22 protein-coding genes are annotated in these 22011 nt (G+C 34.5%); 15 read left to right on the forward strand and 7 right to left on the reverse strand.

The features are described 5' to 3' along the window. The first annotated feature begins 141 nt into the window (after window positions 1-141). The 6 genes from BUA98_RS19955 to BUA98_RS19980 all read left to right on the forward strand — a co-directional run bounded on the left by BUA98_RS19955 (window position 142) and on the right by BUA98_RS19980 (window position 5766). Window positions 142-600 (forward strand): ferritin-like domain-containing protein, encoded by a 459-nt coding sequence (locus tag BUA98_RS19955; RefSeq protein ID WP_072975363.1) that lies wholly within the window; start codon window positions 142-144, stop codon window positions 598-600. Window positions 601-726: 126 nt separating this feature from the next. Continuing rightward, window positions 727-1320, forward strand: a complete 594-nt coding sequence (locus BUA98_RS19960; protein ID WP_072975365.1) for a hypothetical protein — start codon at window positions 727-729, stop codon at window positions 1318-1320. Window positions 1321-1461: 141 nt separating this feature from the next. Next, complete coding sequence (locus BUA98_RS19965; protein WP_072975366.1) at window positions 1462-3336, forward strand: peptidase U32 family protein; 1875 nt, start codon at window positions 1462-1464, stop codon at window positions 3334-3336. A gap of 374 nt (window positions 3337-3710) precedes the next feature. Continuing rightward, window positions 3711-4871 (forward strand): formate-dependent phosphoribosylglycinamide formyltransferase, encoded by a 1161-nt coding sequence (purT, locus tag BUA98_RS19970; RefSeq protein WP_072975367.1) that lies wholly within the window; start codon window positions 3711-3713, stop codon window positions 4869-4871. Window positions 4872-4873: 2 nt separating this feature from the next. Continuing rightward, a complete protein-coding gene (locus BUA98_RS19975; RefSeq protein ID WP_086065463.1) occupies window positions 4874-5191 on the forward strand; it encodes a DUF6370 family protein in 318 nt (105 codons plus the stop codon). Next, on the forward strand, window positions 5191-5766 hold the full coding sequence (locus BUA98_RS19980) for a Crp/Fnr family transcriptional regulator (protein ID WP_072975369.1): 576 nt from the start codon (window positions 5191-5193) through the stop codon (window positions 5764-5766). The genes BUA98_RS19975 and BUA98_RS19980 overlap by 1 nt, the downstream gene beginning before the upstream one ends. 248 nt (window positions 5767-6014) lie before the next feature. Here the strand turns inward: BUA98_RS19980 and aceA are convergent, their stop codons facing one another. After that, on the reverse strand, window positions 6015-7295 hold the full coding sequence (gene aceA, locus BUA98_RS19985; RefSeq protein WP_072975370.1) for an isocitrate lyase: 1281 nt from the start codon (window positions 7293-7295) through the stop codon (window positions 6015-6017). 203 nt (window positions 7296-7498) lie between these two features. Next, window positions 7499-9100: a malate synthase A gene (aceB, locus tag BUA98_RS19990; protein ID WP_072975372.1), complete on the reverse strand. Its 1602-nt coding sequence runs from the start codon at window positions 9098-9100 to the stop codon at window positions 7499-7501. A 208-nt stretch (window positions 9101-9308) separates the two neighbouring features. On the opposite strand from aceB, the gene BUA98_RS19995 reads away from it, so the two are divergent. The 4 genes from BUA98_RS19995 (at window position 9309) to BUA98_RS20010 (ending at window position 13630) form a co-directional block, all read left to right on the forward strand. After that, on the forward strand, window positions 9309-10790 hold the full coding sequence (locus BUA98_RS19995) for a helix-turn-helix domain-containing protein (protein ID WP_072975374.1): 1482 nt from the start codon (window positions 9309-9311) through the stop codon (window positions 10788-10790). Between the two features lie 6 nt (window positions 10791-10796). Further along, a complete protein-coding gene (locus BUA98_RS20000) occupies window positions 10797-11156 on the forward strand; it encodes a hypothetical protein (protein WP_072975375.1) in 360 nt (119 codons plus the stop codon). Between the two features lie 897 nt (window positions 11157-12053). Further along, a complete protein-coding gene (locus BUA98_RS20005) occupies window positions 12054-12770 on the forward strand; it encodes a pirin family protein (RefSeq protein ID WP_026985603.1) in 717 nt (238 codons plus the stop codon). A 326-nt stretch (window positions 12771-13096) separates the two neighbouring features. Continuing rightward, window positions 13097-13630, forward strand: a complete 534-nt coding sequence (locus tag BUA98_RS20010) for a YceI family protein (protein WP_072975377.1) — start codon at window positions 13097-13099, stop codon at window positions 13628-13630. 203 nt (window positions 13631-13833) lie between these two features. Here BUA98_RS20010 and BUA98_RS20015 read toward each other — a convergent pair whose 3' ends face one another. Next, window positions 13834-14697 (reverse strand): helix-turn-helix domain-containing protein, encoded by an 864-nt coding sequence (locus BUA98_RS20015; protein WP_072975379.1) that lies wholly within the window; start codon window positions 14695-14697, stop codon window positions 13834-13836. Window positions 14698-14858: 161 nt separating this feature from the next. Here BUA98_RS20015 and BUA98_RS20020 point away from each other — a divergent pair, with 161 nt between their 5' ends. The 4 genes from BUA98_RS20020 (at window position 14859) to BUA98_RS20035 (ending at window position 17283) form a co-directional block, all read left to right on the forward strand. Beyond that, on the forward strand, window positions 14859-15221 hold the full coding sequence (locus BUA98_RS20020) for a DUF983 domain-containing protein (RefSeq protein ID WP_072975380.1): 363 nt from the start codon (window positions 14859-14861) through the stop codon (window positions 15219-15221). Between the two features lie 73 nt (window positions 15222-15294). Then, window positions 15295-16170 carry an ACP S-malonyltransferase gene (gene fabD / locus BUA98_RS20025; protein ID WP_072975382.1) on the forward strand — a complete coding sequence of 292 codons (876 nt, stop codon included), beginning with the start codon at window positions 15295-15297 and terminating at the stop codon, window positions 16168-16170. Between the two features lie 132 nt (window positions 16171-16302). Then, the gene (locus tag BUA98_RS20030; protein WP_244279236.1) at window positions 16303-16644 is read left to right on the forward strand and encodes a LytR/AlgR family response regulator transcription factor; all 342 of its coding nucleotides are present in this window, start codon (window positions 16303-16305) and stop codon (window positions 16642-16644) included. Window positions 16645-16755: 111 nt separating this feature from the next. After that, entirely contained in the window at window positions 16756-17283 is a 528-nt protein-coding gene (locus BUA98_RS20035) for a hypothetical protein (protein WP_244279237.1), read from the forward strand. 313 nt (window positions 17284-17596) lie between these two features. Here the strand turns inward: BUA98_RS20035 and BUA98_RS20040 are convergent, their stop codons facing one another. The 4 genes from BUA98_RS20040 to BUA98_RS20055 all read right to left on the reverse strand — a co-directional run bounded on the left by BUA98_RS20040 (window position 17597) and on the right by BUA98_RS20055 (window position 20561). Further along, window positions 17597-17791: a hypothetical protein gene (locus BUA98_RS20040; RefSeq protein ID WP_072975383.1), complete on the reverse strand. Its 195-nt coding sequence runs from the start codon at window positions 17789-17791 to the stop codon at window positions 17597-17599. A gap of 148 nt (window positions 17792-17939) precedes the next feature. Next, window positions 17940-18953 carry a UDP-glucose 4-epimerase GalE gene (galE, locus tag BUA98_RS20045; RefSeq protein WP_072975385.1) on the reverse strand — a complete coding sequence of 338 codons (1014 nt, stop codon included), beginning with the start codon at window positions 18951-18953 and terminating at the stop codon, window positions 17940-17942. Window positions 18954-18983: 30 nt separating this feature from the next. Next, the gene (locus BUA98_RS20050) at window positions 18984-19424 is read right to left on the reverse strand and encodes a nuclear transport factor 2 family protein (RefSeq protein WP_072975387.1); all 441 of its coding nucleotides are present in this window, start codon (window positions 19422-19424) and stop codon (window positions 18984-18986) included. Window positions 19425-19427: 3 nt separating this feature from the next. Then, window positions 19428-20561, reverse strand: a complete 1134-nt coding sequence (locus BUA98_RS20055) for a DegT/DnrJ/EryC1/StrS family aminotransferase (protein ID WP_072975388.1) — start codon at window positions 20559-20561, stop codon at window positions 19428-19430. Window positions 20562-20698: 137 nt separating this feature from the next. Between BUA98_RS20055 and BUA98_RS20060 the strand changes: the two genes are divergently transcribed. Beyond that, window positions 20699-21931, forward strand: coding sequence for a 3-deoxy-D-manno-octulosonic acid transferase (locus tag BUA98_RS20060; RefSeq protein WP_072975390.1), 1233 nt, complete (start codon window positions 20699-20701; stop codon window positions 21929-21931). The last annotated feature ends 80 nt before the right edge of the window (window positions 21932-22011 follow it).

Below are 22011 nucleotides of genomic sequence, written 5' to 3' on the forward strand. Positions count from 1 at the left end.
TGTTTCAAGCGCTGTCTAACACAAATTTCTCTTACAAAATTCCCATTCCACAATCTTATAAAATGACACTATAATTCTATAAGACATACGGCAATTAAAATCCCAACTTTGTATTATACATTAATTTAAAAATTAAAAGTTATGATACATACAGAAGAAACCACAACAGAAGCAGTTAATACTTTAGAAGGATTAATTTCTATTTTGGAAGACGGGAAACTAGGATATACCAATGCAGCAGAACACGTAGAAGATCTGATTATCAAAGCTGATTTTTTAGAGTACGCCCGCGAAAGAGCTTTATTCATAGTTGAATTACAAGATCAAATCAATAAACTGGGAAAATCTACAGATACTTCAGGCGGAGGTCCGTTAGGAGCTTTGCACCGTACCTGGATTGACATCAAATCATCTTTTACTGGTGGAGATACAGAAGCAATTATTAATGCTTGTATTACCGGAGAAGAAGCTGCTGTTGAAAAATACAAAATGGCACTTGAGAAAAACCAATTGGACGGAAGTCAAATTGCAATTATTTCAAAACAATTAAACAGCATCCAAAGTACATTGGATAAAATTAAAACGAAAAGATCGTCATAATAATTGATGCTATTTTTTTTGAGACGAAAGCTACTTGGTTGTAAAACTGGGTAGTTTTTTTTTATATCAAAATTTAAAAATAAATCTTACATTCGTCACAACCATTTCTAAACCAAAACTAAATTCATGACATTACCTTTACGCAGTATCTTTATTAGCATCGTTCTTATATTTTTATTTCTAACTCTTACAAAAGCCCAAGCAACAGACAAAGCTATAAAAGCCTCAATAGGTTTTGCGAGCAGCGGCTCTTATTACATTGAAAACTACGGCGCTCAAGAGGAAGTAGATGTTATGGGAGGTGGACTTTATCTACAAGGAGAATATATTTTTGGAATAACTTCATGGTTTAGTGCAAGGCCTTATGTTGGCGGCATTTTTACATCGGTAGATAAAAATCCAGACTTACAAAACCAGCCTCAATACAGAGTAACAACAAATGCTTTTTTAGTTGGAGGAAAAGTTCGTTTTTTCGCTCCAATTCCTTGGGTTGCACCTTTTGTTGAAGGTGGTATTGGCGCCTCAATAGGTAAGTTTGAAACTTTAACCCCTGGTGTTAATTTCGACAAGAGCGATGTATTACTTCATATTCCATTTAGTCTAGGATTGGCTATTGGCCGAAAACACAGTTTCGAAATCGGCATTTCCGGCTACTTCCATCCAGCAGCTAAACAATCAAATGGAGTATTTGCTGTAGGATATACTTTCCCTTTAGATTAAAAAATACAATCTTAACCATCATCATTCCATATTAGTTAACTATTTCTAAAAAAATCCCTTCAGCATTAGTAAACTCAAAATATTTATAAGAACTTTGCAGACTTTTTTGCGTGAATACCACAAAAGCCTAAAGTACTAGAAATGAAGAAGAAGATTGAAATATTAGCTCCAGCAAAAGATTTAATTGGTGGAATGGCTGCCATAAATAGTGGAGCCGATGCCGTTTATATTGGTGCGCCACAATTTGGTGCCCGCTCGAATGCCAACAACTCTATTGAAGATGTTGCCGCTTTAGTGCAATACGCGCATTTATTTAACGCTCAGGTTTTTGTCGTTATGAATACCATTTTATACGATAACGAACTGGAAACGTGTCGCTCAATGATTTGGGAATTGTACGATATTGGTGTCGATGCTTTGATTATTCAGGATATGGCGATTATGGAAATGGACTTGCCTCCTATCGTACTTCACGCCAGCACACAAGCCAATAACCGTGACGCTGATAAAATTAAATTCTTAAAAGATGCCGGGATCAAACGTGTGGTTTTAGCCCGCGAATTAAACCTGCATCAAATTAAAACAATATACGACGAAGCTGATGTTGAGTTAGAGTTTTTCGTAACCGGAGCTTTATGTGTTTCCTTCAGCGGAAACTGTTATATGAGTGTGGCCAACGGAGAACGCAGCGCCAACCGTGGTTCTTGTGCTCAAAACTGTCGTTTACCTTATAACTTAATCGACGGAAACGGAGAAACTTTAATCAAAAACAGTCACTTACTTTCTATTAAAGATTTAGATATTTCAGAACAGATTCCGAATTTGATCGAAGCTGGAATTGTTTCCTTTAAAATCGAAGGACGATTAAAAGACGTGGTTTATGTAAAAAACAACGTATCGTATTTACGTCAAAAATTAGACAGCTATTTAGAAGGCGAAGGAAGCGACAAATACATGAAAGCTTCATCAGGAACTTGTACTTATACTTTTGATTCCTCTTTGAGCAGAACTTTCAACCGTGGTTATACCGATTATTTTGTAAACGAAAGGCACAGCTCTATTGGTTCTTGGGAAAGTCCAAAATCAAAAGGTCAATATATTGGTAAATTAATCAGAACTGTTGGAAACGCTTACGAAATCGAAAACGGTGAATTCCTAAACAACGGTGACGGACTTTGTTTCATCAACGAAAACAACGAAGCGGACGGAATTTACGTAAACAAAGCAGAAAACGGCAAAATATATCCGAACGTTCTAAAAGAAATAAAAGACGGTACTTTCATCTACAGAAATAATGACGCTGCTTTCATTAAAATTGTAGAAAGAGAAGATAGTGCCGTTCGAAAATTAAGCACTACTTTATTGCTTACAGAAAATGAAACTGGTTTCGAATTAATCGCTACCGATGAAGACGGAAATGTAAGCATCGTTAATTTAGAACACGCAAAAGAGCAGACTAAAACCGGAGAATCAATCGAAGAAAACATCAAAACACAATTAGCAAAAACAGGCTTCACACCTTATACAGCTAATGAAATAAATATAATGTTCTCTCAAAACTGGTTCCTTCCTATTTCAAAAATCAACGAAATGAGAAGAACGGTTTACGATCAATTGACCGAAATACGTTTGAAAAATTACAAACGCGAAGAACACCAAATAGTAAAAACGTCACATCCGTATCCTGAAACCAAATTAGATTTCATGTACAATGTTTCGAACAAAACGGCTCGTAAATTCTACGAACGTCATGGTGTGACCGAAATAGAAAAAGCATTCGAATTACAATGGGATCCAGGAAAATCTCGTGTAATGACAACCAAATATTGCATCAAATACGAATTAAAAAAATGTCCTATACACCAAAAAGACATTGTTGGTGTCAAGGTAAAAGAGCCTTTGGTCTTAAAACAAGGCGAATTAGAATATAAACTAAAATTCAACTGTAAGCCTTGTGAAATGGAAATTTGGGAAAAAGATGCCGAATTTGAAATTGAGGAAGATCATTTTCACTAGATAGTTTAACCGCAAGGTTCGCAAAGGGATTACGCAAGGTTCGCAAAGGTTTTATAATCTTTGCGAACCTTTTTTTCTTCTATTTTCCCAATTTTTGTCATTTCGACGAAGGAGAAATCCCCGCAAGTAACTCCGTTCCAATAAGCCAATCTTTGTCGAGCTCCTCGCGGGGATTTCTCCTTCGTCGAAATGACAAACTGTATGGTTACTGAATATTAAAATCTGCCGAATCTGCAAAATCTGCGAGAAATTCTTTGAGAACTTTTTTAATTTAAAAATAAAAACTTAGCGCCCTTCGCGTAAACTCTTAGCGTACTTTGCGGTTAAAAACATTTTTCCCTACTTTTACTATTCCAAAATTTCAAACTTCCTCTATGAAAATACTACTCCTCGGTTCAGGTGAATTAGGCAAAGAATTTGTCATTGCCGCACAACGAATCGGACAAACTATAATTGCTGTTGATAGTTACGAAAATGCTCCGGCAATGCAGGTTGCTCACGGATTTGAGGTAATAAACATGCTTGATGGCGAAGCACTGGACCGAATCGTAGCCAAACACAAACCTGACTTTATAGTTCCCGAAATAGAAGCCATTCGTACAGAACGATTTTACGATTACGAAAAACAAGGAATAACCGTTGTTCCTTCAGCGAAAGCGGCCAACTTTACTATGAATCGTAAAGCCATTCGTGATTTAGCAGCAAAAGAATTAGGATTAAAAACGGCCAAATATCAATATGCCACATCAGCAGAAGAACTGCAAAAAGCCGTTCAGGAAGTTGGAATTCCGTGTGTGGTAAAACCATTAATGTCTTCTTCCGGAAAAGGACAATCGACTATAAAAACTCAAAGCGATATCGAAAAAGCATGGCAATATGCTGTTGCGGGTTCGCGTGGAGATGTTATCGAAGTTATTGTAGAGGCTTTTGTTGATTTTAATTCAGAGATTACACTTTTGACTATTACGCAGAATAATAATCCAACCTTATTTTGTGCGCCAATCGGACACAGACAAGAACGCGGCGATTATCAGGAAAGCTGGCAGCCGGCTTTAGTTTCAGAAAAAGATTTGTACGAAGCGCAGGATATGGCCGAAAAAATCACAGAAGCTCTTGGTGGCGCAGGGCTTTTTGGTGTTGAATTTTTCTTAACCAACGAAGGCGTTTATTTCTCTGAACTTTCTCCCCGCCCACACGATACCGGAATGGTAACTTTGGCCGGAACACAAAATTTCAACGAATTCGAATTGCATTTGCGTGCTATTTTAAGTCTTCCAATTTTCGAAATTACTTTGGAAAAAGCCGGAGCAAGCGCTGTAATTTTAGCTTCAGAAGACTCAGCGAATCCAACTTTTACCGGAATTGAAAAAGTAGCCGCATTGCCAAAAACTGATTTCAGGATTTTTGGAAAACCAACTTCAAGGCCATATCGCCGAATGGGAGTTGTTTTAAGTCATGATTCATTAGCAACACCAATCGAAGAAATAGTAGAACGTGCCAAAAACACTTCTAAATTAATAACTGTAAATTCTTAAAAATGAAAAAAGCACTCTTTATACTATTCCTATTTATTGCAATCGCAGCTCAGGCACAGGATAAAAAAGCAACTGAAAAACCCCAAATTGTTGAAACAGCTTGTGGCGAATGTCAATTTGGAATGAAAGGAAATGGCTGTGATTTAGCAGTTCGCATTGATGGAAAAGCCTATTTTGTTGACGGAACCACAATTGACGAACATGGAGACGCCCATGCAAAAGATGGTTTTTGCAATGCGATTCGTAAAGCATCCGTTACCGGGAAAGTAGAAAATAATCGTTTTAAAGCGACTTCATTCACTCTAGTAAAAGAAAAATAATGGAGTTAATTCTTGAAAATATTGCCAAACACGTTTCGCTGACACCTGAAGAACAGGCTCATTTTTTATCTAAATTAGAGACCAACACTTACAAAACCAAAACCATTTTATTAAATGCCGGCGAAGTATGCAAACATTCTTATTTTGTAAACTCCGGAATTTTAAGAAGCTTCAATATCAACGATAATATTGTCGAGCATGTTTTATCCTTTGCTTGTCAGGGCTGGTGGATGAGTGATATGTACAGTTTCTTTTCGCAAAAACCGGGACAACTTTTTATCGAAGTTTTAGAAGATGCCGAAGTAGTTTCGCTTTCAAAAGAAAATCAGGAACAATTGTATCACGATATTCCAAAATTAGAGCGTTTCTTCAGAATTTTAATTGAAAATTCCTTAGTTGCCAATCAGCAGAGATTAATGGATAATTTGAGTTTAACGGCCGAAGAACGTTTTGAGAAATTCACGACCAAATACGGAACACTAGTTCATAAAGTTCCTCAAAAACAAATCGCTTCTTTCATTGGTGTTACACCAGAATTTTTCAGCAAAATGAAAGCCAGGCTTTTAAAGAAATAAAAATAATTTTACCATTAAGATATTAAGAAAATTAAGTATAGCCCTCTAAATATCTACATGAGAATTTTTGCAATCAATTAATTACGAACTTTTTTCAAAAAGTGAAACTATTTATAAAATCATTAAACTTTTAAGTTTAATTAAGAGCAAAGCTTAATTTTCTCACTTAAGACAAAGACTTAATTCTCTTAATATCTTAATGGTAAAAACATAAAAAACCAGTTCAATGAACTGGTTTTTATTTTGAATTAAAATTGCTCAACCTCCGTAGAATGTTTCATCGCTGTAGTTGAAGACCTTCCTATTGTTACTGTATTTTGAACGGCATCAAAATAAGAAGTCCCTACAAAAGCCTGGTGTTTTACCGCTCTGAATCCGTTTTTCTGTAGTGCAAATTCTCTTTCCTGCAATTCAGAATAACCTGCCATACCGCGTTCTTTGTACGCTTTAGACAACTCAAACATACTCGTATTCAAAGCATGGAAACCTGCTAAAGTGATGAACTGGAATTTATATCCCATTGCAGCCAAATCTTCTCTAAACGTTTCCATTTCAGCAACTGATAATTTAGCTGCCCAATTGAAAGAAGGAGAACAATTATATGCCAGCATTTTATCCGGAAATTCTTTTCGCATGGCATCGGCGAATTTTTTAGCATAAACCAAATCCGGATTACTAGTTTCCATCCAAATTAAATCCGCATAAGGTGCGTAACTCAAACCTCTTGCAATTCCCTGATCGATACCGCTGTTTACATAGAAAAAACCTTCGTTCGTTTTTTCGCCTGTAATAAATTTATGATCTCTTGGGTCAGCATCGCTGGTTAATAAATTAGCCGCATCCGCATCTGTTCTTGCAACGATTAAAGTCGAAACTCCCATAACATCTGCAGCCAAACGAGCCGCAATTAGTTTATTAATTGCTTCTTGAGTTGGTACCAAAACTTTTCCGCCTAAATGCCCGCATTTTTTAGCAGAACTCAATTGATCTTCAAAGTGTACTCCAGAAGCTCCGGCTTCAATCATAGATTTCATTAGTTCAAAAGCATTTAGGTTTCCCCCAAAACCAGCTTCGGCATCAGCCACAATCGGAACTAAATAATCTTTTTTATCTTCCACTTCATTTACTACCTGAATCTGATCAGCTCTCAATAAAGCACTATTAATCTTTTTTACCACCATTGGCACACTATTTACCGGATAAAGCGATTGGTCTGGATACATTTCTCCTGCCAAATTTGCATCGGCCGCAACTTGCCAGCCACTTAAATAAATCGCTTCTAAACCAGCATCGACTTCCTGAATCGCCTGATTTCCTGTCAATGCGCCCAAACCAGCAACATAATCCTGACTTTTTAACTTTTTCCATAATTTTTGCGCTCCCATTTTTGCAATAGAGTGCTCAATTTGATAAGAACCCTGAAGCGTCACTACTTCTGTAGCCGTGTAAGGACGTTCAACGCCTTTCCATCTTGGGTTCGTGATCCAATCGTTAATCAATTCCTGAATTCTGTCTTCTGTTGTTTTCATAAATAATATAGTTAAGTTGGTTAGTAAAGCGTTTTCTTTTGTTTGAGTTTAAATTTTAAACACATAGAAACATAGCTTTTCTTTGTGGTTAAAGGCGTTTCACTTGTTTAAAAACGCATAGCTATGTGTGAAAATCTAGATTTTTTAAAACATCCTTTTTTTAATTTTAAACCTATGTTTTCTATGTGTTTAAAAAACTCAGTTTATAGATATTTATAACAAGGAATCGTCAAAAAGTCTACGAAATCAGTGTTTACCACTAATCTTTCCAACACTTTTTCGGCTAAAGGAAATTGACGTTTTTCGTAATTTTCTTCTCCTAATTCCACTTTGATCTTTTGATATTCGTCTAAAGCCAGTTCATGATAATAGGCCAAATCTAATTTTCGGTCATTATCCAAAGTCACTTTATTCTGAAGCCATTGCCACAATTGTGATCTCGAAATTTCAGCCGTTGCTGCATCTTCCATCAAATTATGCAAGGCCGCGGCACCTTGACCGTTCAGCCATGAGGCCAAATACAAAACTCCTACATTGATATTTTTTCGAACACCATTTTGTGTTATGATTCCGATTGGTGGTTCAAGCAAATCTTCTTCCGTTATTTTGCGATGTTCTCTTTTAATATGAATTTGATTTGGAGTTGGCATTCCGGCATCAAAAACAGCTTTTGCCAACGAAACCAAATCCGGATGCGCTACCCAGGTTCCGTCGTGACCGTTACGAACTTCACGTTCTTTATCGGTTTTTACTTTTGCGAAAGCCAGAGCATTTGCTTCTTCATTATTTTTGATTGGAATTTGCGCCGCCATTCCGCCAATTGCGTGAATTCCTCTTTTATGACATCTCTGAATTACCAAATTCGAATAGGCATTCATAAAAGGCGAAGTCATGTTTACCTGATCACGATCCGGAACAATGAACTTTGGATTCTTGCCGAATTTCTTGATGTAAGAAAAAATATAATCCCAACGCCCGCAATTCAGACCAACGATATGCTCTTTCAATTCGTAGATAATTTCATCCAACTGAAAACTTGCCGTTATCGTTTCAATTAAAACCGTCACTTTTATAGTTCCTCTTTTCAATTTTAGATAATTCTCCGTAAAATCAAGTACGGTATTCCACCAGCGCGCTTCCAGATAATGTTCCAATTTTGGAATGTAGAAATACGGTCCTGAATTGTTTTCTAAAAGTTTATTATGATTATGAAACACGTACAATCCAAAATCTACCAAAGACCCTGAAACTTCTTTTCCATCAATTAAAAGATGTTTTTCAGGTAAATGCAACCCTCTTGGGCGAACAATCAGCGTTGCTATTTTTTCGTTTAACTGATACGATTTGTTTTTAACCGAATCTGCATAAGAAATCGTTTTGTTTACAGCATCAATTAAGTTCATTTGTCCTTCCATCAAATTTTGCCAGGTCGGAGAAGTACTGTCTTCAAAATCGGCCATAAAAGTTTTGGCTCCCGAATTCAATGCGTTGATAATCATTTTACGATCAACTGGTCCGGTAATTTCCACTCTTCGATCCAATAAATCCTTCGGAGTTTCTCCAGCTACCCAATTGCTTTCTCTGACGGTTTTGGTTTCTGAAGGAAAAGAAGGCATAATACCCAAATTCAAAGCGACTTGTTTTTGGTCACGCTGTAACAACAACAATTTACGTTGCGCTTCGAATTTTCGATGCAATTCTGTTATAAAAACAATTGCTTCTTCTGTCCAAATAGTTGGATAAGAAAGGCTCTTTTCGGCTAAAAATTCCATTGCCGTCTCGGTAATCTCTAATTGGTTTTTCATAGCTGTGGTTTTTATTTTCTCTTAGAATAAATCTTTTCGTTACATCAATTTATATCCATTTTCAGAATATTTAAATCATAACGTTTTGATATCTAATAATTTCTACACCACAATATTAGAAAAAAGTTTTTTACAAAACAAGCGAACGTTCGCTAAATATTAAAAATAATTTTTTGGCGATTATTTTTTAAATGGTTATATTTGATTCATGGATATCGAAAAAGACTATATAAAGCTGATATTTGGGCTAAAACTGAAGCAGGTTCGAACTCAAAAAAACCTCTCCCTTTTTGGCTTAGCCAAATTGACAAATCTTTCAAAATCGTACTTAAACGAAATTGAAAAGGGAAAAAAATATCCAAAAACTGATAAAATTTTGCTTTTGTGTTCCCATTTGGATGTTCCGTACGACCAAATGGTGTCTTTGAAACTCGATAACAACCTCGCTCCGATTGGCGAAATCTTAAAATCAGGAATTTTAAAAGAGATTCCACTTGAGCTTTTTGGAATCCAGGAGGCAGATTTAATCGACATAATTGCCAATGCTCCAGCCAAAGTCAATGCCTTTATCAGTACCATTATTGAAATTGCCCAACATTATAATTTAAGTAGAGAAAGTTTCTTTTTGGCCGCATTGCGTTCTTATCAGGAAGCGCACAGTAATTATTTTGAAGATTTAGAAGAGAAAGTAATTGCCTTTTCAAAATCCTTTCAGATCAATTTAGATTCAAAAATCACAATTGAAGAATTAGAAGCCATTCTAAAAGAAGAATACGATTATACGATAACAGAAATTGCTTTTACAGATCAGGAAGCTTTGGGCGATTTGCGCTCGATTTATGTTCCGAAAAGCAAAACCTTATTACTTTCAACAGAAATTGACGATCCGCAAAGATCCTTTATTTTAGCTAAAGAAATTGCTTATAATTATCTTAAGATATCCGATCGTTTACTGACTTTTAGCTGGATAAAATTTGATAATTTCGATCAGGTTTTGCATAATTTTTACGCTTCTTATTTTGCCGGAGCTTTATTATTACCAAGACAATTGGTTGTTGGTAAAATAAACGACTTCTTAAATAATGAAAAACCAAATCCGGAAGAATTTGTTACTTTGATCGAAAGTTTCGAAGTTTCTCCAGAATCTTTTTACCAGAGATTAACCAATTTACTACCGAAAGATTTTCATCTGAAGAACCTATTCTTTTTAAGAATGTCCCATAGAATTGGTTCTGATGTTTATCAGATTAAAAAAGAATTACACATTACCAATCAGCAAGAACCACATGCCAACGAAACCAACGAGCATTATTGCAGAAGATGGGTTTCAGTCAAAACCATAGACGAGGCCATCAAACAAAATAAACCTCATTTTTTTGATGCCCAAATTTCGAGCTATACGCATAGCAACAATGAATATTTGGTTTTTTCATCAGCCACAAAAGATCCTTTTTTACATGATACTATCCGAAGTATTTCTGTTGGAATTTTGATAAATCCCGCAATGAAAAAGAAATTCAAATTCATAGAAGGAAAACCGCTTGTAAAAAGAATTGTCGGTGTTACGTGTGAGACTTGTGATGTAAAAAATTGTTTGGAAAGAGCCGCACCTCCAATTGAGCTGGAAAAGAAAAAACGTCATGAGAATACTGATGCGGTTGTACAGCAGTTTATAAATCAATTTAGTTAGAATGTTATGAAATATCTTATTTTAATAATAACGCTGATTTCTATAAATTTAAATCAGGAAACAGACAAACTTAATGGCCGTTATAATTATTTAATAGAAGAAGACAATTCGTATATCCAAAAAGATAAAATCACTTTTAAGGATAGTGTTTTTGTGTTTGATAGCAAGTATATGCCAAAAGGAAAAATTTCTTATGGGAATGTAATTCTACTGGAAAATTTTATGAATACCGATTTAATCATAAGTATCTCCAAAGATCAAATTAAAAATGATACTATTCCATTTTACATGCATGATAAGCAAAGTTCGGCTGCAAATTACCTTGATGAAGTGGTTGGAAAAGGGAAATTGATTAAGATTAAATAATAGCTATTCCCAATCTTGTCATCTCGACAAAGGAGAGATCACACAAGCAGCTCGCCAAAGATTGTCGATTATAGGAACGGAATTTCTAGTGTGATCCTTCGTTCCTCAGGATGAAAAGATTGCGAAAAACCTCTGTACCTTTGCCACTTTGCTCCTCCTTATAAAAATAAAACTTCTAATTTAGCCCCGATAGAAGTGGAAATCCTTTTGTGCCGGGGTTCGGCGCAAAAGATTGAAACAAATAGCGGGACTAGACGTCTTTTGAAAAACAAAATTTCTGCTTCAAAAAAAAACCTTATAAAACATACAATCCAACATAAAAGCTTAAGTGAGGCGATATTTTTTTATTTCCTTAAATTAACATTTCGCTCCGCTGGAGCTTTGATGCTTCGCTTCAATCATTTTCTATAAATATATCGTCCCGCTGGGACTTTCTTTGATTTCTATCATGTTTTCGATCAAAACAAAAACCTTAGCAACTCAGTTCCTAAGAACCTTAGAACCTTCAAAAATCTTTTCTTAATCTACATTAAGCAGATTGCAGATTGCAGATTTTTTACTCAATACAGCCAAATCTCCAGCGGAGCATCATGTTTATAGCTAATTCATAAATTCAGTAATAAAAGCTCCATCGGAGCGATATTTTTCTATTTTCCTATTATAAACATCTCGCTCCGCTGGAGCTTTGATGCTTCGCTTCAATCATTTTCTATAAATATATCGTCCCGCTGGGACTTTCTTTTATTTCTATCATGTTTTCGATCAAAACAAAAACCTTAGCATCTTAGTTCCTTAGAACCTCAGAACCTTTCAAAAAACCTTTCTTAATCTACATTAAGTTCTTTTCCTCTATGTTGATCGTAAATTTGTACTATAAAAATAACAAAACAACAGATCATGGAAAATATAGTATTGCACAAAGCAGAAACAAGAGGAAATGCAAATCACGGATGGCTTAACGCTTATCATAGTTTTAGTTTTGCTAGCTGGTACAATCCGGATAGAATTCAGTTTGGTGCGCTTCGTGTTTTGAATGACGACACGATTGCAGGCGGAATGGGTTTTGGAACACATCCTCATGATAATATGGAAATTATTACCATTCCGTTAGAAGGCGATTTAGCACACAAAGACAGCATGGGAAATACGGAGATTATCAAGAATGGCGATATTCAGGTAATGAGTGCCGGAACCGGAGTACAACACAGTGAGTTTAACCCAAATGCAGATCAGCAAACAAAATTGTTGCAAATCTGGTTGTTTCCAAACAAAAGAAATGTAGCGCCTCGATACCAACAAATCACTTTGGATGTTGCAGACAGACACAATAAATTAGCACAAATTTTGTCTCCAAATGCAGATGACGAAGGTGTTTGGATCCATCAGGATGCCTGGTTTAATATGGGGAATTTTGATGCCGGAATTGCGACCGAATATAAAATTAAAAAAGAAGGAAACGGAGTTTACGCTTTCATTTTAAAAGGAAACGTAACGATCAATGGTCAGGAATTAAACACTCGTGATGCTGTTGGAATTTCAGGAACTGATATTTTAACTATAAAAGCAAATACGGATGCAGAATTCTTATTGATGGACATTCCGATGAACTATTAATTCACACAACACAACTAATACTTTTTTTTTAAGAAACGGTAATCAATCTGAAATTCAGATTATTATCGTTTCTTTTTTTTGTAATTTAAGTAAACAAATCCAACAGTTCTTATAAGCATGTACTTAGTTTTTGCCACAGATTAAAAGATTAAAATGATTTTTAGTTTCGAATTATTAATCAGTGGAAATACTTTAATCTGTGGTAAAAAAAATATTCAAAAAATCATCACATTTTCATTTCTTAATCTAGGTTAAGTGCGTTACGCTCACTACCACCGTAACTTTGTCCTATCAAAATGAAATTAATTATTTAAAAAATAAAAATTATGGCAACTACAAAATGGTCAATTGACCCAACACATTCAGAAATTGGTTTTAAAGTTAAACACATGATGTTTACAAATGTTTCAGGTAAATTTGGGACTTACGACGCAACAATTACTACAGAAGGTAATAATTTTGAAAACGCAGCAATCGAGTTTTCTGGCGATATCGCTTCTATCGATACTGCAAATGCAGACAGAGACGGTCACTTAAGAAGTGCTGATTTCTTTGATGCCGAAAACAATCCAAAATTAACTTTCAAAGGTTCATCATTCAAAAAAATTGATGACGGAGATTACGAATTAACTGGAGATTTAACTATCAAAGGTGTTTCTAAAACTGTAAAATTTCCAGTAGAATTTAGCGGAATCATGACTGATCCTTGGGGAAATACTAAAGTAGGTTTAAATATTGAAGGTAAAATCAATCGTAAAGATTGGGGATTAAACTGGAACTCAGCTCTTGAAACTGGAGGTGTTTTAGTTGGAGAAGAAGTTCGTTTGAACATTGAATTACAATTTGTAAAACAAGCTTAATCCTGAAAAATAGGTTTTAATTTGGTTGGTTAAAAACCCTGTACTTTTTAGGAAGTGCAGGGTTTTTTCTTTTTTTTGGTTTGCCACGACTCGAGCGATAGCGAACAGGCGAAGCAATTACACTAATTTTCACTAATTTTTTATCTGCAAATTGTACAAAAATTAATTCGTGGAAATTTGTGTTATTCGTGGCTAAAAAAAAATCATCGCACAGTATTTCGAAATTCTGTGGGAGACATTCCGGTTTGTTTTTTGAAGAATCTTGAGAAATAAGAGTAATCTTCGTAGCCGACTGCAAATGCGACTTCGTTTACTGCTAATTGTTTATCGATTAACATTCTTTTTACTTCCAGAATTACTCTATCCATAATGACTTCTGTGGCAGTTTTTTGCAGAATTTCATTGCAGATTCTGTTTAAATGTTTTAGTGTGATATTTAATTTTTCGGCGTAAAAAGAAGGCAATTTTTCTTGTCTGAAATATTGTTCCAAAAGCAATTCAAATTTGTTGATTTTAATATTGTATGAATGTGCTTGATGCGAATACGTTTCACTATATTTTCTTGAGATTTCTATGTGAATACAATCAAGCAAATTCAACATTTTATCCAATTGCAATTTATTATTCTGAATATTCTCCTGAATGATCAAATCAAAATAAGGCAGGATTTTTAACATCTCCTTTTCTTCAAAAACCATTTCGGGCCGATTATGAATGGAATGGTAAAAATTATACTCGTTGATTTTTTTCTGTCCGAAATATAAATTATAAAGTTCCTGCGAAAAGATAATCACAAAACCCTCGATATCTTCAGACAAACTCCAATGGTGCATTTGTCCAGGTTGCATTACAAACAAACTTCCTCTTTTTATTTCGAACTGATCAAAATCGACTTCATGTAATCCGGATCCATTTGTAAAAAACACCATTAAATACGAATCATGCCGATGCGGTTCTTCTACAAAACTATGGCTTTTTAGATGTTCTCTAAAAGTATTGACATAAAAATCGCGATGAACATCGTTACAACTGAAATTCTGAACACTGTAAATAGGATATTTTTTCATTGCGAGTAGATTTTAGATTGCAGATTTTGGATTTTGCATTTGGAATTTTCACATTGAAATTTCAAACAAGATGTCTTTATTGTGCTATAAGTAGCGAAGATACTAAAAAGACTTTTATTCAACCCCGAATTACCTTTGTATAAATAAAAAATAACAAAATCATGTCAAGCGCATTAACCCATATTTTAAGCAACGAATGTCCGGTTTGTCATAAAGGAAAAGTATTTAAAGACAAGAATATTTTTTTGACTTTTGGTCTTCCGAAAATGAATGAATACTGCAGTCATTGTAATTACAAATTCCAAAAAGAGCCCGGCTATTTCTTTGGTGCCATGTATGTAAATTATGGATTGACAGTTGCACAAGGTATTGCTACGTATTGTGTTGCTCAATTTTTCTTTGATCAAACATTCGATTTACGAATCATTCCCATTATTGCCGTTGTTATTACTTTACTTACTTCTTTCAATCTCCGATTTTCAAGATTAGCATGGATTTATATGTTTAAGGATTATACGAGCTAAAAAAATACTATTTTTGCCTTTCAATTGAAACTAATTTTCAATTTCAAAAAAAATAAAAAAATAAATTAGACAAATGAAAGCATACGTATTTCCAGGTCAGGGCGCACAGTTTACAGGAATGGGCAAAGACTTATATGAAACATCGGCTTTAGCCAAAGAATTATTCGAAAAAGCTAATGAAATTTTAGGTTTTAGAATTACAGATATTATGTTTGAAGGTACTGCCGAAGAACTAAAGGAAACACAAGTGACTCAGCCAGCTGTATTTTTACATTCTGTTATTCTAGCTAAAACTTTAGGTGAAGATTTTAAACCAGAAATGGTTGCAGGACATTCATTAGGTGAATTTTCAGCATTGGTTGCTAACGGAACTTTATCTTTTGAAGACGGTTTGAAATTAGTTTCTCAACGTGCTTTGGCAATGCAAAAAGCCTGTGAAATTACGCCATCTACAATGGCTGCGGTTTTAGGTTTAGCTGATAATATTGTTGAAGAAGTTTGTGCTTCTATTGATGGAATTGTAGTTGCAGCAAATTATAACTGTCCTGGACAATTAGTGATTTCAGGAGAAACTACAGCAGTTGAAAAAGCTTGCGAGGCGATGAAAGCTGCCGGAGCAAAACGGGCGCTGATTTTACCTGTTGGAGGAGCATTTCACTCACCAATGATGGAACCAGCAAGAGAAGAGTTAGCTGCTGCAATTGAAGCAACTACGTTCTCTACTCCTATTTGCTCTGTTTACCAAAACGTAACAGCAAATGCAGTTTCTGATGCAAACGAAATCAAAAAGAACTTAATTATACAATTGACTGCTCCTGTAAAATGGACGCAATCAGTTCAGCAAATGATCGCTGACGGCGCTACTTTATTTACAGAAGTGGGTCCTGGAAAAGTATTAGCTGGTTTGATTAATAAAATTGACAAAGAAGCGGTTACTGCGAATGCATAATTAGTGTTCAGTGATCCGTTTTTTAGTGATCAGTTTAAAAATTATACTTATAAAAATCCTCATAACTTAATGTTTGTGAGGATTTTTTATATAAAACTATTTACATTTACTCCAGAATCTCAATCCCTTAAAATGATATTAAATAGGATGAAAGAAGAAAAATTTACATTCATAAAAACGGATAAAAAAATTGTAAAACTACATTTTGATTCTATAGCTGTAATTAAAGGCTTGGGGAATTATGTTCAGATTATAACAATAGAAAACATCAACCACACCTATTACAAATCTTTAAAAGACTTAATAGATGTATTACCTAATGAATTTATGAGGGTTCACAATTCATTTATAGTCAACCTAACCAATATAGATAGCATAGAAGACAATCACATTATAGCCAAAGGAAATAAAATAACCATTGGCAAAACTTATAAAGACTGCCTCACTAAAGCAATCAATAAATTCGTGCTGTAACCGTTAACATAAAAAAAACTTCCACACGTATATTATTTACCCACATCTGTATAAAAAAGTTTCTCCTGTGATTTACTATGATTTTATTTGCCCGAACTTAAAAACCCGGCAATGAAAAAATCAATTTTTAAAATCACATTAATTATGATAGCAAATACAGCACTCTTAAGTGGACAGGAGATTCAATACCCATTAAAAGAGGACGTAACTTCAATAGACGGAATCATAAAAGCTTCTTATGAAGTGGTTTCAGGCGATATTGGCGAAAAAAGGCAATGGAAAAGAGATCTTTCACTTCATAATTCAAATGCAATCTATTGTTTTCCTACGGTAAATTCAGAAGGAGAAACTAAACAGACCATTATGCCTATCAGTGATTTTCATAAATTAACGGACGATATGGTATTAACGACTCCTTTTTATGAAAATGAAATTAATCGCGAAGTACAAATATTTGGAAACATTGCTCATGTATGGAGCACTTACGAAACGAGATTAGTAAAGAATGGCCCGGTTGCCCGAAGAGGAATCAACAGTATCCAACTTTATTTTGATGATAAAAGATGGTGGATTATATCCTGGACATTTGACAAAGAGAGTGAAGCACAAAAAATCCCAGCAACTTTTGATCGACATTAGCTACTAAAGTTCTTTTGCTTCTGAGCAATAATTATTTATAATTCCCGTGATCAAATAATTTTGATCGCTTTGCTCAAAAAACGCGTACCAAGTTGTTCTGGCATTAGCTTTATAAAAAACAAAATTTAAACCCAAATATTGAAGTGATTTTAGAGTTTTCTTATGCGGAAATTTTTTAATTCTTTCTGGTATGACATCGTAAATATCATCAACATATTCTTCTGCAGATTCTATAAAACCAAAGTATTGCTTTTTATATAATATACAACCAAATCATCAAGATAACGAATTACAGATGGAGCAAAAATAACTTCTATTTTCCCCACCATTCTCTAATTCTTCTTTTTGCTTCAGCTTTTGCTTCCTCTGGAGTTAATCCTTTTGCAAACTCAGCATCAAAATCAAAAGTCTCGCGGTCTATTCCTCTAAATTTAGGTTTCTCAATTTCGTATTCAACTCTAGGCTCTTCAACTTTATCAGTCTTTTTATTATCTTTTTTCGACTCCATAATTCCTACATTTTTAATCTTACAAAATAAATCTAGTCAAAATAAAAATCCCAAATAATCATTTAAATTATTTGGGATTTCTTGTGCTAGCGCGAGACGCAATGCTGTGCGCCTCTACTGAAAACTGCGACTGTAACTGAACACTAAATTAAGAGCGAACTTTTTGTTCCCACTTCCAAGCACTTGCCATTGCTTCGTCTAAACTCAATTCTGCTTTCCAGCCTAAAACATTATTTGCTTTATCTGTGTTGGCGTAGGCTTCAGTGATATCACCTTCACGACGCGGCATGATTTTATATGGTAATTTTTTATCGCTTACTTTTTCAAAACTATTGATTACTTCAAGAACTGAACTTCCTTTTCCTGTTCCTAAATTAAAGGTTTCTACTTTTTGCAAATTCTTTTTATTGAACAAACGCTGTAATGCAATTACGTGTGCTTTTGCCAAATCTACTACATGAATATAATCGCGAACTGCAGTTCCATCAGGAGTTGGGTAATCATCTCCAAAAACAGATAATTCTTTACGCAATCCCACACCCGTTTGGGTAATAAAAGGTACTAAATTTTGAGGAACACCTAATGGTAATTCTCCAATTTCATTGGATGAATGCGCTCCAACCGGATTAAAATAACGTAATAAAATTGCGTTTATATTAGTTACTTTCGTAGTATCTGTTATAATTTCTTCTCCAATTTGCTTGGTATTTCCGTAAGGAGACATTGCTTCCTGTACGGGCGCGTCCTCGGTAATTGGCATTTTTTCGGCTTGACCGTAAACCGTACAAGACGAGCTAAAAATGAAACTTGCTTCAGGTTTTTGTTGTAATTCCTGTAAAAGATAAATCAAAGAGCTAATGTTGTTTTCGTAATACAACAACGGATTTTCAACACTTTCTCCAACCGCTTTTGAAGCGGCAAAATGAATTACTCCTGTAACATCGCTGTGTTTTTTAAAGAAATCCTGAACTGATGCTTTTTCTCTTAAATCTAACTTTTCGAATAAAGGTGTTTTTCCTGTAATGTTTGTAATTCCTTTTAAAACATCTTCTGAAGAATTCGAAAAATTATCAATTATCACAACTTCAAAGCCTTCGTTTTGCAATTCGACTACCGTGTGAGAACCAATAAATCCCAATCCCCCTGTTACTAATACTTTCATTTTTTGGTTGTTTTTTGTGTTGTTTTTTTTTTATGTAGTTAATTTATAAGCCTGCCTTGCAATCAAAATCCAATTATTCTTTTGTTTTTGCCACACAAGCATTATACCGATTTTAATATCTTTATCAATACCACCATCTTTCGTGTGCGCTGCCAGTACATGCCTAACAATCGCCACATCATTCTGAATCGTAATAGTTTGATCCTGAAATTCAATGGTTACAAAATCTGATTTTCCACTAACAATTCCATCTATAAATTCTGCCTGATTTTGAAAATTACCATTCGAATGAACGTAATTCAATTTTTCAGAAGTCAGTGATTTTAATTTAACACCATCCGCATCAAGCATTGCTTTACGCAAAATCTCTACCTGATCAATTACAGCTGTTTGTTCTTTAGTATTAGATTTTTGAGCAAAACCTGAAAACTGAACAAGAATCATCAAAATTAAAACACTTACTTTCTTCATGATTTATTTGTTTAAAAATTCTAAAACAGAATCTGTAATAAATTTAATTTGCTCATCATCAAGCTCAGTATGCATTGGTAAAGCAATAACTTCTTTCACTAATTGATTGGTTACCGGAAATTGCTCTTCCTTATAACGAGTATCAACATACGCTTTTTGTGAATGCAACGGAATTGGATAATAAATCGCACATGGGATTGCCTTATCCAATAAATGCTGCATTAAAGCATTTCTGTCTGCATCAATAATTCTCAACACATATTGATGAAAAACGTGATCATTTTCATTCGCATCAAATTCTGGTGTAATAATGTGTGCGTTTCCAGCAAAAGCAGCATTATATTTTGAAGCCGCCAAACGACGTGCTGCATTATATTCGTCTAAAAGCGGCAATTTTGCATTCAAAACCCCTGCCTGAATACTGTCTAAACGTGAGTTCACTCCTACTACATCATGATGGTAACGCTCATACATTCCGTGATTTACAATTCCGCGAATAATGTGTGCCAATTTATCATCATTGGTAAAAATCGCTCCACCATCTCCATAACAACCTAAGTTTTTAGATGGGAAAAATGAAGTTGCAGCAACATGACCAATTACCCCCACTTTGCTTTTTGTTCCTGATTTAGAAACATAATCAGCTCCAATTGCCTGTGCATTATCTTCAATTACATATAAATTATGTTCGGTAGCAATTTCCATAATCGCATCCATATTCGCCGCACGGCCAAATAAATGTACCGGAACAATTGCTTTTGTTTTTGGTGTGATTGCTTTTTTAATTGCTTCAATATCAATATTCATATTCATCATATCAACATCAACCAATACTGGCGTTAATTGTAACAAAGCAATAACTTCAACAGTAGCAGCAAAAGTAAAATCGGCAGTAATTACCTCATCGCCTGGTTTTAAATCCAGACCCATCATGGCAATTTGCAAAGCATCAGTACCATTTGCACACGGAATTACGTGTTTTGCTCCTAAATAATCTTCAAGATTTTTTTGAAATTGATGAACCAAAGGTCCGTTTATATAAGTATTTGTATCTAAAACTTCCTGAATTGAAGCATCAACGGTAGATTTTATTTTCTCGTATTGACTCTTTAAGTCAACCATTTGAATTTTTTTCATTTGTCTTTATTTATTTAAAACTTTGAGATTAGCTTTTTAAAACCAATCTCGAAAACGAGGAACAAAAATAGTTATTTAATAGCTTTGGACAATGAAAATAATTGAAAGAAGCGTAATTTAGCACCAAAATTACATATATGCTTTTTCTATACAATTTAGTTGTTTCTATTGCGGGGTTTTTTCTGAAAATTGTAGCACTTTTTAGTCCGAAAATCAAGCTTTTTATTGAAGGAAGAAAAAATGTTTTCAGTATTTTAGAAGAAAAAATAAAACCAAAAGACAAGACTATCTGGTTTCACTCTGCCTCACTTGGCGAATACGAGCAAGGCTTACCAGTTATCGAAAAAATCAAAGAAAAATACCCTTCGCATAAAATCATTGTTACTTTCTTCTCTCCTTCCGGTTATGAAGTCCGCAAAAATAACAATATTGCTGACGTCACTATTTACCTGCCTTTAGACACTAAAAGTAATGCAAAAAAATTCCTAAAATTAACACATCCTGAATTAGCCTTTTTCATCAAATATGAATTCTGGCTGAATTATCTAAAAGAATTGGAAACAAATAAAATCCCAACGTATTTGATCTCGGGAATTTTCAGAGACAATCAGATGTTTTTTAAATGGTATGGCGGTTTTTACAGAAAAGCACTAAAAGCCTTTACTTATTTCTTTGTGCAAAATGAAAAATCAAAAGAAAAAATTGAAGCTATCGGATTCAAAAATGTTATCGTTTCCGGCGACACTCGTTTTGATCGCGTTGCGGCCATTTTAGAAAGAGACAATACTGTTGATTTTATTAAACAATTTAAGAACAACACTCCAACTATAGTGATTGGAAGTTCGTGGCCAAAGGACGAAGCTTTGCTAGCCGAATATATTAATCAGGCTCCATCAACTGTAAAATTTATTATCGCGCCACATAATATCAAACAAGACCAGATCTCCAATTTAAAATCCCAAATTACAAAATCAACGCTTTTATTTTCTGAAAAAGACAATATCAAGGACTTATCTAATTATGATGTCTTTATTATAGACACCGTAGGTTTATTGACTAAAATATATAGTTACGGAACAATAGCATACGTTGGTGGAGGATTTGGAAACCCTGGAATTCATAATATCCTCGAACCCGCAACCTTTGGTATTCCAATAGTGATTGGACCAAATTATTCGAATTTTGCAGAAGCCGTTAATTTGGTAAAAATTGGAGGCTGTATTGTCATTTCAGATTTTACGGAGTTAAAACAAACTTTTGATCGTTTACTTTTAGACAAAAAGTATCTAAATGAAAAGAGTCAAATCTGTAAGTCCTACATTCAAGACAATAAAGGTGCAACAGAAAGCATAATGAAAATCGTTTTGTAAGGGCTCAAAAGCAGTAAAAACAGATTTCTATACCCAACACGATATAAAAATCGCTTAAAACGCATTATTTTACGCTTAGA

Origin of the sequence: Flavobacterium saccharophilum (assembly GCF_900142735.1) — a bacterium.
Taxonomy (GTDB): Bacteria; Bacteroidota; Bacteroidia; order Flavobacteriales; family Flavobacteriaceae; genus Flavobacterium; species Flavobacterium saccharophilum.